Raw genomic sequence first — 13,181 nt, 5'->3', positions numbered from 1 at the left:
TATGGACATTGCACAGTAGATGACCTCAATTCATCCCCCTATTATGCAACGCCGATGATTCAACAGTATATTCCAGTGCTAGTTAAATTTCGTAGCTTGCAGGATAAAAGGGAGAAAAACGATTCTCTAAAAAGCAAGAGTAAAAGATGAACCGATTCCCCTCTTAAAAAGCTACGGTGTACACACAAGTCGCATTACCCCCCTTAATCCCCCCTTTATAAGGGGGGAAATAAGAAATTTGGTTCCCTCCCCTTGGAAAGGAGAGGGTTAGGGTGGGGTAAAACTGTTAAAAAATTAAGACTCCATCTCTGCCAATTCTAACCAGCGTTCAGTCGCCACATCTATCGCTTGCTTGAGCTTTTCCACCTGATCGTACAATTTCTGCACTTGGCTATAATTCCCCGCAGCAACATTCGCTAGTGTTTTCTCGGTTTCTGCCTTCTGGGCCTCTAACTGGGCAATTTTACCTTCCAACTGATCAAATTCTTTTTTTTCCCAATTGGATAACCTCCGCCGCTTGGTATTCTCTACATCCTTGTGTGAAGCCGCACCATTTTGGACTTCAACATTTTTAGGCTTCTCCTTAGTATTAGCAGCTTGCTGCTGTGCCTCTTCAGCCTTCTTATAGTCCAGATAAATCGAGTAATTACCTGGATATTGCCGGAGATTACCGCCTTCCTCAAAGGAAAATACTGTGTCGATGGTGCGATCAAGAAAGTAGCGATCGTGAGAAACTACAATTACACAACCGACAAAATCCTCTAAATAATCCTCTAATACTGCCAATGTCTGAACATCTAAATCGTTTGTCGGTTCATCTAAAATCAAAACATTGGGCGCACTCATCAAAACCCGCAACAGAAATAAACGTCTTTTTTCACCACCCGAAAGTTTATTAATTGGGGCATACTGTTGATTACCAGGAAACAAAAACCGCTCCAACATTTGAGAAGCAGTAATTTGAGTACCATCGGTAATTTTGACAAATTCTCCTTCTTCTTTGATGTAGTCAATCACGCGCTGATTTTCGTTTAAGGCTGTGAGCAATTCTTCCGAATGCTGGTCAAAATAACCGATGTGAATTGTATTACCAATTTCTGCAATACCTGAATCTGGCTTAATCTGACCAGTAATAATATCCATTAAAGTGGATTTACCAGCACCGTTAGCGCCGATAATGCCGATGCGGTCTTCTGGGCTAAATTCGTAGGTAAAATTATTAATCAGGGTGCGTCCATTATATGCTTTAGAAATGTTATCTAATTCAATAACTTTTTTGCCAATGCGACGACCAACTGTAGAAATATCAACTTTACCCTGAACTTGTTTAAATTCAGTATCCCGCAGAGCATGAGCGCGGTCAATTCTAGCTTTTTGCTTGGTACTTCTGGCTTTCGGCCCTTTTTTGAGCCATTCTAACTCGCGGCGCAACAAGCCTTGGTGTTTACGTTGACTACTTACGGCAGATTCTTCAGCTAAAGCCTTCTTTTCCAGGTAATATGAATAGTTACCCGTATAAGTGTAAATGTCGCCTCGGTCGATTTCAATAATCCGATTGGTAACGCGATCTAGAAAGTAGCGATCGTGGGTGATGAGAAAAAGTGCGCCGCGATAGCGATTTAAATAACTTTGTAACCATTCTACAGAAAGAGCATCAAGATGGTTTGTCGGCTCATCCATAAGCAAAACATCTGGTTCTGCGAGCAACGCTGATGCTAAAGCAATACGCTTGCGATAGCCTCCAGACAAAGTGCCTATCTTGGCGTCAAAGTCAGAAATTCCTAATTTAGTGAGGATGATTTTAGCATTAGTTTCTAATTCCCAAGCACCACTTGTATCCATCCGTTGCATCACCACAGAAAGGCGAGACATCAGTTGGCTATCATCTGGATAGTGAGCCAATTTATCTGAGAGTTCTTCATACTCACGCACCAAAGCCATGTGTTCGCCACTGTCGGCGAAAACTTGCTCTAAAACTGTGTGATTCTCATCTAAATCTGGCAACTGGGGTAAGTAGATAATTCTAGAACCAGAGTTGACTAAAATCTGACCGCTATCAATCGATTCTAACCCGGCGATCATTTTTAATAGGGTTGATTTGCCAGAACCGTTAGTACCAATTAAGCCAACTTTATCGGTAGCATCTAGGCTAAAGCTGGCATCTTTTAAAATTTCCTTAATGCCAAAGTCTTTTTTGACTGATTGTAGTGTAATAATACTCATATTTAGGAACTTTTCATTGATTATTAGTTAGTAGTACAGCACGGCGTAAATGAAGCTATCATTTTAAACAAGCAAAAGCCTGAATCTACAAAAGTTTTGACTTTTTACTTTTGAATGCGTGACTTCCGCCTTGCGGTAGTAGGCAAGGTATTACCCTACCTACATTGCCGAATTCTATACAAATAAATCCAAGGGGAGATGTCCATACATTTCGTTGATTCCGTCTTCGTCGTAAGACTGACAAGACACTAATACGCCACGATGATGTCCAGCGTAAGAATCGAGATAACACAAGCCATTTTTACCATTTAATTTGATATAAACTGGGCCTTCAGGTGTAAGTAAATTGTCTGGTGCTTCATAACCCAAAGCTAGGGAATAAGTCTTCATGGCAAGTATTCCTTCTTCTGCCGTATCAGCACAAATTCCTAAAATTTGATAATCAGCAAGTTTAGCGATCAAAATTAAGGCACTACGAATTACTAATTTTTCTGATGGCTTGAGGATAGGCGCAATGTCTAGACAGTTGAATTTATTCAGTATTTTTTTCGCTTCTTCGGCGGTGATATTCTGAGGATTGGGGGTTGACATAAACTTCGATTCTTGTCTTGTTGGTTTTTCTGTTGTGTTGAAGTTGGGACTAGTGCCGCAAGGCGGAAGTCACGCATTCAAAAGTCAAAAGTCAAAAAGTTTTAATTTTGGCCTTTATTGCTGTAATGAAATGGTAGGTTTATTTCCGCCGATCTGTACTAGCCCAACTTACTAAATATTATTTACTCGAATTAAGGTTGATTTTGGACATTTCCAAGGTTGTATATGAAGGGAACGCCGCTTTTTGAGTCACCACCCATAACGAGGACTTTGGGCATCTGAGCGCCCCCACTCTTCCAAGCTTCAATTGCTTCTTTTTGCAGAACTAACTGTCCTCCTTGGGCTTTGAGTGTCTCTGCTAAGAGTCTTTGAGCTTCTGCTCTACCTTTAGCGCGATTCACATCTGCTTGTGCTTCTTGTTCTGCTTCCCGTGCTACATAAACGGCTCTTTGCGCCCGTTGTTCAGCAATTTGTTTTTCTTCCACTGCTCTGGCAAATTCTGGTGAGAATGCTAAATCAACTACGCTAGTATCTAACACAATTATCCCATATTTGTCTAAGCGATCGCCTAGCGCTTGATCAAAGTCTTCTTTCAACTCACTTCTTTTGGTAATTGCTTCTTCTACTGTTCTTCTAGCGGCTGCAATTTTAAATGCTTCTTGGGTCTGGGGTGCAATGATTTTCGATACAATATTCTCTAAGGTTCCTTGTTTCCTTCTAACTTCAACTACCTTGATGGGATCGAGGCGAAAGTTGATCGCAAATCTCGCAGATAAATTTTGCAAATCCTTGGTAGAACTCTCTGCTGGCACTTCAAATTTTTGCACCGTCAAATCATACACATCTATCACTGAGATAAAAGGCGGTTTTACGTGAATTCCTTCCAATAATGCTCCATCTCTGGCTTTACCCAAAATGCTAATCACTCCTGCTTGTCCTGGGTTAATAATAATAAAGGAATTTAGTCCCACAATCACTAATGTTGCTAACACAATTCCTAAAACTGTGCTTTGCCAATTTCCAAATTGCTGATTTTTCAAATTCTTCTCTCCATGTGAATTAGTCATTTGTGATTCGTCATTTGTCATTTGTCATGAAGAGTTATTATTTTTCTCCTTGTCTTCCTTCTCTAACCCATAGTGCTGAGTAAAAAGTCTTACTTGGGTCTGGGTTAACTCAGTTACTAGTTTAAGCTTCTCATTAGTCTGTGTGAATCAATCCTTTAATTTGAAGAATGCGGCACTGGGGTTTAAGGGAACTCCAAAAAATAAATTGTCCAATTAATTTTTGGAATCACAATGACTTTCCCTCCCCCAATCCCCACTCCGTGGGGGCCCCGAGTCCCCCTGCCTCTAAAACGATGGGATATTTTTTTATTTGGAAGTCCCTAATGTCCATCATTTATGATGATATTAACCAATTAGAGCGGTTTATGGATGGAGGAGCGAATGATATTATCCAAGTTTCCCCAACTGTTTTAGTTTATTGTTGCAAACATATATGCAAGTTACAGATGTAGTTGTCATTGGTAGCGGTATTGGCGGTTTGAGTTGTGCTGCTGTTTTGGCACGGTATGGCTTTGATGTAATAGTCTGCGAAAGCCACTCCATTGCTGGAGGCGCTGCTCATGCTTTTGAGCGCAATGGTTTTAAATTTGACTCGGGCCCGTCTCTCTACTCTGGACTGTCTTACAGCCCCTCTGCTAACCCTCTGCGGCAAGTCTTAGATGCAATTGGCTCGGAATTACCATGCGTAACTTATGATATTTGGGGTTGTTGTGTACCAGAAGGTGATTTTGATACGTCGGTTGGTGCGGAGCAATTTTGTGAAGTTCTGATGAAATTTCGGGGACATGATGCTGTAGCCGAGTGGCAGGAACTCCAGCGCGTTATGGAACCATTCGCAAGTGCAGCAACTTCTATACCATCGGCGGCATTACGCTTTGACTTTGGTGCAGCTAGAACTGTGGGCCCATTTATCCCATCTCTGACAAAAAATCTGGCGAATATAATTAAGCTGACGGGCCCCTTCAGCCGGATTATGGATGGCGTTGTTAAAGATCCTTTTACCCGAAATTGGCTGAATTTGCTGTGTTTCTTACTTTCTGGATTGCCCGCAGATGGCACTAGCGCCGCAGAGGTAGGATTTATGTTTGCGGACTGGTATCGACCAGATGCAATACTTGAATATCCCATTGGTGGTAGTGGTGCTTTAGTTGACACCCTTGTACAAGGATTGAAGCGTCACGGTGGGAAGTTGATTCTGGGCGCTCATGTGGAAGAAGTGCTTGTAGAAAGGAATCGTGCGGTGGGTGTGCGTCTGCGCGATCGCCAAGAAATTCGGGCGCGGCGGGCAGTAATTTCTAATGCATCGGTTTGGGACACACTGAAGTTACTACCAGAAAAGGCAGTACCCAAACAGTACCGCGCTAAACGACAGGCGACACCTGAGTGTGATAGCTTTATGCATTTACATATAGGCATTGATGCTCAAGGATTACAGTCAAATTTACGGTGTCATTACATCGTGGTTAATGACTGGGAATTGGGCATAACAGCACCTCAGAATGTTGTAGTGATATCAATTCCTTCAATTCTCGATCCATCCTTAGCGCCACCAGGTAAGCACGTAATTCATGTTTATACTCCTGGTAATGAGCCATACTCTATCTGGCAAGGAATGGATAGAAGGAACCAAGAATACGCCGAACAAAAGCGATCGCGTGCAGAAGTAATGTGGCAAGCGCTACAGCGGATAATTCCAGATATTCGCTCTCGTTGCGAAGTCACACTTGTTGGTACACCTCTAACTCACGAGCGTTATCTCCGCCGTCACCAAGGTTCTTACGGCCCAGCAATTCAGGCTGGAAGTGGGATGTTTCCTGGGCCTAGCACACCTTTAGCAGAACTGATGTGCTGTGGCGACTCGACATTTCCCGGCATTGGTTTACCAGCAGTCGCCGCGAGTGGGCTAATTGCTGCGAATACCCTTGCACCTGTTAGTAAGCATTTAGCAATGCTTCAAGATATCAAGTGCATTTAATTTTTTGAGTATAAAATCTAGTTGCCAAGAGAGCCGCACCTGCTGCCAAAACTGCTAGTACACTGTCAGGTTCGGGTACGGCAGCAACTTCAGCATCAATTCGTGCAGTTCCAGTAAACAAACCTGTCAATTCAGGTTTTTGCAATATATTAGCAAACTCTGGAGAAACCAGCAATTTAACATCAGGGATGGTTAAATTTTGACCATCAAATGCCACAGGTTCTGTAATACTCAAATCAAACAAAATTGTATTTAGAGAAAATGTGTCTCTTAAAACAAATCCGCTGCCACCTGTGACAGTACGTCCCGGAGCCAGACCAATTGATAAGTTACCAACAGTAATTTGATTATTGAAGGTAACAGTACCACTACCCTCGATTGTACCTGAGAGCGGAGTAAAACCGCCCTCGTCACTAAACGTGAAGTTAGTATCTGAATCGATGTTGAAGCCAACTAAGTAATTGCTGGGAATTGGTGCAACTGTATTATTAGTGCCTGTCAAGACTAGCCCGATACTTTTAAGAATCTCCTCGTGATCACGATCAATGCTAGTGACTCCAGATATCACTTTAAAAGTTGCAGCTTCTACCTCTATAGGTGCAATTGATATAAAAGCTGCTGTTGTACAAGCAAGAATCCCTGAAAAGTCAAAAAAGCGCATAAATACTCCTTCTTTTAGTAGTTAATTTTATCTACAAAGCGCTCGTTATAAAACTAAAAATACTTTTATAAAATTTATATGAAGTAATCGTCAAGCTAATAGTAAGATTTCAGTCGTAGAGTTACAAATACAAAGTTAGGTACATGGGGATAAATAAATATCACTGCTTAGGAGGAAGCATAAAGTATGAAGTATAAGGCATTAGGTATAAAAGATGATAAAAATATAGTTATGTTTAATTATGTCTACTGCCAATTATTTAGCCTTAAATCTAAAAATAATGATGTGGTTAAGCATAAGTTTTATCTTTAATTATTGATAAGTTTATGTTAAGAGGTGAAGCACTATCTCAAAAACTATTTATAAACTAAATCTTAAGTAGGATGCGTTAGGCGTTCATGTCTGTTTCTAGACTAGTCAGGTGGATACGACGATGCCTGCGGCGGGCTACGCCTACACTTTATTTGCTGATTTAAGCAAAAAACAGGCGAAGAATTTTTCTGCTTATTGCAAAAGCATCGCAGTCGGATTGTCAATTATGCCTACTATCAGGCGGAACAACTTTGTTATATTGGTTCTGGGGCTGTAGAGTCTGCCATTAAACATCGACATCAGGTTAAAACTTTCCGGCGCTCAGTGGCATCCTGAAAATGTACCACCAATGCTACAACTGCGTTGTGCCTATCTTAATGGTCAACTGGCTATTTGATGTTTACGCAAAAATGGGATGTTCCTGATGTAGAAGCAGATATTTTCTTAATAACAATTTCAATTTTTATCAAATTTTAAAATTTCACTTAAATTAAACAATTTGGGAGCCTCCTTACTAACAATTAATGGCAGCTTGCCATTCCATTTTTCTATTGCTTGCCTTTGCAGAATTTCGGGAGTTAAACCATCACGTAATAATCTATGCGCTTCAGCTTCTCCTTTTGCTAAATTAACTTTTGCCTCAGCCTCTTTTGTTGCTTTTAATGCGATAAACTCTGCTTGTTTTGCTTCTTGTTCAGCAATCTGCTTTGCCTCCACTGCCTCACCAAATCTTTCTGAAAAATGGACATGAACTAGAGAAATATCATCAACTGCAACATGATAGCTACCCAGGCGTGTGGACAAAGCATCATCTATTCCACCTTTGACTTCTCCTCGTTTAGTAATAATTTCTTCAGCAGTATACTTTGCCATTACTGCTTTTAGCACTTCTTCAACTGCTGGGTTAATAATCCGAATAACTATATCTTGTTCATCTCCAATTTCTTGAAAGATGGCATTCGCTTCTTGGGGAACAATATGCCAATTGAGAGCTACATCGGTGAAAACATTTTGTAAATCTTTAGAAGAAGCCTCAGCCGAAATTTCCTGCTTTTGGACTCGAATACTCAACTTTTTCACAGTATTAACTACAGGAATAATTAAGTGAAGTCCTTCACCTAATATCTGGTTTTGTACTTCACCAAATTTCATCAAAACACCACGTTCACCTGCATTTACAATCACACAAGGCGTGAGAAAGAGAGTTATCAGGAACAAAAGAGCAGTCAGTTTACCGGCACTGTTAAAAGTTGGATTTTTTTTCATCTGTGTGAAACATGTATGCGTCTTACATAGAGACACATATTTAGGAGTTGTAAGCTTCTTTTGGTCATGCTCTTATGACTTTGACTTTAAGTCAATTTTCATATCACTGAGCAGTTAATGTGTTGAATATATATACAGGTATATAATTAAGCCGCCAATGTGTACTTTACTACCCCAACTTGGAGATAGTGAACGTTAGGTAGCTTTATATTTACCTAAATCACTGTAATAATATCTAAAAACCGTAGTATTTGAAAAGGTAAGTTGCCCTTAATTGAGTAAAGCAGCAGGGCAAATCACACTTTTCCCAACCAATGTATTACATTTAGCTCGTCTTTTTGTTTACCAAACTCATTAGCTGCTTATCCAAGTCGATGAGATAATCTCTACCGTAAGCCCCATTTTCTAAGCCTGTAACAAGATGATTGGGAATGTCTTGTCTAATTTCCTCACTACAAGAACCAGCAGCCAAGGCAATTGCAGCTACTGTATCCACATCTCCCGTAAAAGCAATACAATCTTGTAAAAGTTCGCTCATGCTGTCATTTCGCATTACCGCAGTAATCGCAGCCCTGACACTCATCCAGCCTTTGGACTTTACTTTACGTTGCCACGGTTTAGACCACTCCCCAGAGACATAACCTTCTAGAAACTGTCCTAATTTGCGTTTTGCTCCCAGCCGATAGATAAAATAATGTGACATCAAGGCAGCCACAACGGCAGCATTGATTCCATCAGGTGTCTTGTGGGTAATTGCCGCTTGAATTGTTGCCGCCTCAATGACTTTTTCTGGTGTCGGATAGATGCCAATGGGGGCTGCACGCATTGCCGCCCCGCTTTTGTCACTCTCAGGGTTAATTTTCGTTAAAAACTCTTCCCCATCTTGAATTTCTCTCAGAAAATGCTAGAAGCTTCGAGCATAACCTTCTCTCTCATCGCGTTTAAAGGCTTTAACGAAACTATCGGCTAAAACTTCTACCGTCCACGGTGCTTGAGCAACAATTATTTCAGCAATGGCAATGCTCATCTGGGTGTCATCCGTGTAGCTGCTAGGATTTAGTCGAAAACGCGGATGTTCCACGTATCGACTCAAATCATTGTTAACGATCATCTCGTCAGCATATTCAAAGCCTGCACCGTAGGCATCTGCGTAGGCGTAGCCCGCCGTAGGCATCGCTAACTTTAGCAGCATATTCGTATTAAATTAAAAACGGACGCGCTAGAAAAAAGCTAGAAACTGATTTAGCATCTACCGGCTCTCCCTCCAGAATCGCTTTCTCTAATTCTTCGGGAGTCAAAAACACAGTTTCGATATCCTCGTCTCCATCTTGTGGTGGTGGTGTTTCCAGCTTTTCTAAATCTCGCGCCAGAAAAGCATAGATAATTTCATCAGAATAGCCGGGAGCTAAGAAAAACTCGCCTAATTTATTCCATTTTTGGGCACTATAGCCAGTTTCTTCTTGAATCTCACGCTGTATTGTTTCTAAAGGTTCTTCATTTGCTTCTACAGTTCCCGCCGGAAATTCTAATATTCGGCCCTGAATTGCAAAACGATACTGGCGCACCAGAACAAGTTTACCCTCAGGCGTCACTGGCACAGCTAGAGCGCCACCGGGGTGACGAATACATTCCCATTCTCCTTCTGATTTATTAGGCAAACGCAAGCGATTAACTTCAAAATCAAATTTGCGTCCTTTATAAAACAGGCGTTGTTTTAGTAGTTGTGGTAATTCTCTACCTAATGGCATAATAAAATCTGATTATCTGTGAATACAGAGGTGAAATCAGCGTTCTTCTGCGTTTAAGGATGGTATTTTTAATTGCCCATCAATAAATGTACATCAGAACAGTCTACCTTTTTCAGCAGTTCTTTAATAAGATACCCGGATACTGGTTCTATCCAATCTGGGGCAATTTCTGCCAGTGGAACTAACACAAAGGCCCGATCCCGCATTCGTGGGTGCGGAATCTGGAGATTTGGTGTATCCAGAATAATGTCATCAAATAATAACAAATCTAAATCCAGGATTCGTGGCCCCCAACGTTCCTGACGCACACGCCCAAATTGTTGTTCAATTCCTAACAAAATTTCTAATAACTGCTGGGGTAGTATTTCTACTTGCAATGTGACGCAGCCATTTAGGTAATCTGGCTGTGGTGGCCCCACAGCTTTGGTTTGGTACCAATTGGATCTGGCTTCTAAGACAATACCTGGAGTTTGGGCTAAAGTTTCTACAGCTGCTTCTAAAACTGTTTGTGAATCGCCGATATTACTACCAAGAGCAACGGCGCTTCTTCTTGGCTTTGCTTCGGCGTACCTCGCCTTAAGCATCGCACCCTCCTTAAGTAAGCTGTTCTTGGGCTGTCTTTGCGAATACTTCGGCACACCTGTTCCAGAAAATGCCAATAATTTTAGATATCAAAATTGCAGCGTTTTTACAAAACTAAATTTACTAAATCTCGAAAACATTATTTTATGGTGAATTTAGTTAATTATTTATAGGATATTATACTAACACAATGGTGGTGAACTAACCCCAAAGTTGATTGATGGTGGTTATATAAGTTACTACTTTGAGCGAGGAACTGACGTGGGGAAGCTTACCTCCTGGTTCAAGCGAAGACCAACTAATTTGAGTGACTCTGGACAAGGAGGAACAAATGAGAGCTTACCACCAGCACATGTGCCGCAGGCGAGGCAGTTACTGAGCAAATGAAAATTTTACCCTCTAGGAAGAAGGCTAATCAGGCAACTCGCGGTAAACCACTTTATCGTCGCATCTGGTTTTGGGCAGGCTTGGGTTTAGGTGGTGGAATAGTTGCCTTAATCTACGGCATCAGTTTAATAGATCGAACTTTGCCGGATCAGACGGAGTTGAATGCCGTGGTTAGAGAGCAAACACTGACGATCAAAGCTGCTGATGGAACTATATTACAACAACAAGGTGAAACGGCCAGAGAACAGCTAAAGCTGGAACAAATACCAGATAACTTAAAAAAAGCTTTCATCGCCTCAGAAGATAGAAGATTTAAGCAACACAACGGATTTGATCCACAAGGGATTGCCAGAGCAGGTTTGAATAATTTGCGATCGCAAGGTGTTGTTGAAGGTGCTAGCACTATTACCCAACAGCTAGCGCGGATTCTGTTTTTGAAACAAGAACAGACAATCTGGCGCAAACTCAAAGAAATCCGTTTAGCACAAAAAATGGAGAATGAATTAACCAAAGATCAGATTTTAGAGCGCTACCTAAATCTGGTTTATTTGGGAGGTGGAGCTTATGGTGTGGCAGATGCATCGAGGGTATACTTTAGTAAAACGCCAGACCAGCTTTCCTTAGCCGAAATGGCAACGATAGCTGGATTAGCCCCTGCTCCTAGCTTATACGCTCCAGATAAGAATCCAGAAGCTGCGAAACGGCGGCGGGACTTGGTATTGCTACGGATGCAAGAAGATAAAATAATTACGCCAGAACAAAGGCAGGCAGCAGTCCAAGAACCACTAATTCTCAAAACCAGTTTACCCAAGCGAGTGGAAGTAGAATCACCCTACTTTACCAGCTACATCCAAAAAGAATTGCCGAAGTACGTTTCTCCTAACGTGCTAAAAAGTGAGGGATTAGTAGTAGAAACTACGCTGAACCCAACTTGGCAGAAAGTAGCAGAAGAGTCAGTTGCCAAAACCCTGCGAAATCAAGGAAGCTGGGAGAATTTTAAGCAAGGAGCAATGGTAGCCATTGATCCCCGCAACGGTGAAATTAAGGCAATGGTTGGGGGAAAAGACTTTGGTAAAAACCAGTTTAATCGGGTTACTCAGGCACAACGGCAGCCAGGATCGACATTTAAAGGGTTTGTATATGCCACTGCGATCGCTAGCGGTAAAAGCCCCTACGATAGCTATGAAGATGCGCCCTTTGTCGTAGATGGTTATGAACCGAAAAACTATAGTGAAAGGTTTCGGGGTTCCATGAACATGCGAGATGCCCTCACCCGCTCTATTAATATTATTGCGGTGAAGGTGTTGATTGATGTGGGATTTACGCCAACGATTAAACTTGCCCATGATATGGGGATAAAATCTGAACTTAAGCCCACCTACTCCTTGGCTCTCGGCTCAAATGAAGTCAATCTGTTGGAATTGACTAGCGCCTATGGCAGTTTTGCAACTCAAGGATTGCACACAGAACCTCATGGTATTACTCGCATCCTCAACCGCCAAGGCAAGGTGATCTGGTCAGCTAATTTCAAGCCACAACGGGCCCTTGACGCTGACAGTGCCGCCATCATGACTTGGATGTTACGCAACGTCGTAGAAGAGGGAACTGGTGCTGCTGCTCAATTAGGTAATAGACCAGTTGCAGGCAAGACCGGCACTTCCGACGAAGCCCGTGATTTATGGTTTATTGGCTACATTCCCCAGATGGTGACAGGGGTTTGGCTAGGTAACGATGATAACCGCCCCACAGATGGTAGTAGTGGTAGTGCTGCTTACACCTGGCACGAATTTATGGAAAAAGCGGCAGAAGGGATGCCGATAGAAAAATTTCCCAAACGTCCCAAGTTAGAAGGTCGCAAAGGCACTATCAAAGCCCAGTCTATCAAGCCCAAACAAGTGCTGAATCGTTCTATCTCTAATGATGATGACTCAGAAGGAGAAAGTGCTAGAAATTCTGAAGAGAGTAGGTCATCTAGGAGACATAGGAGGAGCTATTCTCAAGAAGAACAGCAATCGAGCGATTATACCCCAAGACGAAGAAGACGCGATCGCACTCAAGAATCAACTTCCACTAACTCTTCTTCAGAGTCATCTACTCCACGGCGGCGGCGCTCTAGAAGAGTAGAATCTGATTCTTCTTCTCCCGCGCCTCGAAGAAGTCGGCGATTTTCCTCTCCGACAAATAGTTCCGGTTCTTCAGGTTCTTCATCGTCACAGCCATCTTGGCGGGATAGACTTAGACCTTCTAACTAATGAAGAGTGGGCATAGGGCATTGGGGCATTGGGCATTGAAAAGAGGACTTAGGGACAAAGAGAATTGGGGACAAGGGGAAAGACTTGTTGCAAGTTCTCACCTTTTGTCCCCTTGTC

The 13,181-nt window shown here is 42.1% G+C and carries 8 protein-coding genes and 3 pseudogenes; 3 read left to right on the top strand and 8 right to left on the bottom strand.

What is annotated here, in order from left to right:
- Positions 1 to 294: 294 nt before the first annotated feature.
- The 3 genes from ACFE90_RS28805 to ACFE90_RS28795 form a co-directional block, all read right to left on the bottom strand.
- Positions 295 to 2,223 carry an ABC-F family ATP-binding cassette domain-containing protein gene (locus tag ACFE90_RS28805; protein WP_375505803.1) on the bottom strand — a complete coding sequence of 643 codons (1,929 nt, stop codon included), beginning with the start codon at positions 2,221 to 2,223 and terminating at the stop codon, positions 295 to 297.
- Between the two features lie 174 nt (positions 2,224 to 2,397).
- Positions 2,398 to 2,814, bottom strand: coding sequence for a DUF1824 family protein (locus ACFE90_RS28800; protein WP_375505802.1), 417 nt, complete (start codon positions 2,812 to 2,814; stop codon positions 2,398 to 2,400).
- A gap of 191 nt (positions 2,815 to 3,005) precedes the next feature.
- Positions 3,006 to 3,881, bottom strand: a complete 876-nt coding sequence (locus tag ACFE90_RS28795; protein WP_375505801.1) for a prohibitin family protein — start codon at positions 3,879 to 3,881, stop codon at positions 3,006 to 3,008.
- Positions 3,882 to 4,314: 433 nt separating this feature from the next.
- Here ACFE90_RS28795 and ACFE90_RS28790 point away from each other — a divergent pair, with 433 nt between their 5' ends.
- On the top strand, positions 4,315 to 5,856 hold the full coding sequence (locus tag ACFE90_RS28790; protein WP_375505800.1) for a phytoene desaturase family protein: 1,542 nt from the start codon (positions 4,315 to 4,317) through the stop codon (positions 5,854 to 5,856).
- On the opposite strand, the gene ACFE90_RS28785 is transcribed toward ACFE90_RS28790, so the two are convergent.
- On the bottom strand, positions 5,843 to 6,517 hold the full coding sequence (locus tag ACFE90_RS28785; RefSeq protein ID WP_375505799.1) for a hypothetical protein: 675 nt from the start codon (positions 6,515 to 6,517) through the stop codon (positions 5,843 to 5,845). The two genes, ACFE90_RS28790 and ACFE90_RS28785, sit on opposite strands and share 14 nt — an antisense overlap.
- 504 nt (positions 6,518 to 7,021) lie before the next feature.
- Here ACFE90_RS28785 and ACFE90_RS28780 point away from each other — a divergent pair.
- A pseudogene (locus ACFE90_RS28780) lies at positions 7,022 to 7,226 on the top strand (ISKra4 family transposase); the annotation flags it as partial.
- 59 nt (positions 7,227 to 7,285) lie between these two features.
- Here ACFE90_RS28780 and ACFE90_RS28775 read toward each other — a convergent pair.
- The 4 genes and pseudogenes from ACFE90_RS28775 to folK form a co-directional block, all read right to left on the bottom strand.
- A complete protein-coding gene (locus tag ACFE90_RS28775) occupies positions 7,286 to 8,095 on the bottom strand; it encodes a prohibitin family protein (RefSeq protein ID WP_375505798.1) in 810 nt (269 codons plus the stop codon).
- A gap of 325 nt (positions 8,096 to 8,420) precedes the next feature.
- Positions 8,421 to 9,269 (bottom strand): annotated as a pseudogene (locus ACFE90_RS28770) (ADP-ribosylglycohydrolase family protein).
- Between the two features lie 25 nt (positions 9,270 to 9,294).
- On the bottom strand, positions 9,295 to 9,843 hold the full coding sequence (locus ACFE90_RS28765) for an NUDIX hydrolase (RefSeq protein ID WP_375505797.1): 549 nt from the start codon (positions 9,841 to 9,843) through the stop codon (positions 9,295 to 9,297).
- Positions 9,844 to 9,911: 68 nt separating this feature from the next.
- Complete coding sequence (folK, locus tag ACFE90_RS28760) at positions 9,912 to 10,427, bottom strand: 2-amino-4-hydroxy-6-hydroxymethyldihydropteridine diphosphokinase (RefSeq protein WP_375505796.1); 516 nt, start codon at positions 10,425 to 10,427, stop codon at positions 9,912 to 9,914.
- A gap of 373 nt (positions 10,428 to 10,800) precedes the next feature.
- Here folK and ACFE90_RS28755 point away from each other — a divergent pair.
- Positions 10,801 to 13,064, top strand: a pseudogene (locus ACFE90_RS28755) (transglycosylase domain-containing protein).
- The last annotated feature ends 117 nt before the right edge of the window (positions 13,065 to 13,181 follow it).

Origin of the sequence: uncultured Nostoc sp. (genome assembly GCF_964245445.1) — a bacterium.
Lineage (GTDB): Bacteria > Cyanobacteriota > Cyanobacteriia > Cyanobacteriales > Nostocaceae > Nostoc.
Note: the sequence above shows the minus strand (reverse complement) of the source record. Positions and strands in the feature narration are given on the sequence as shown.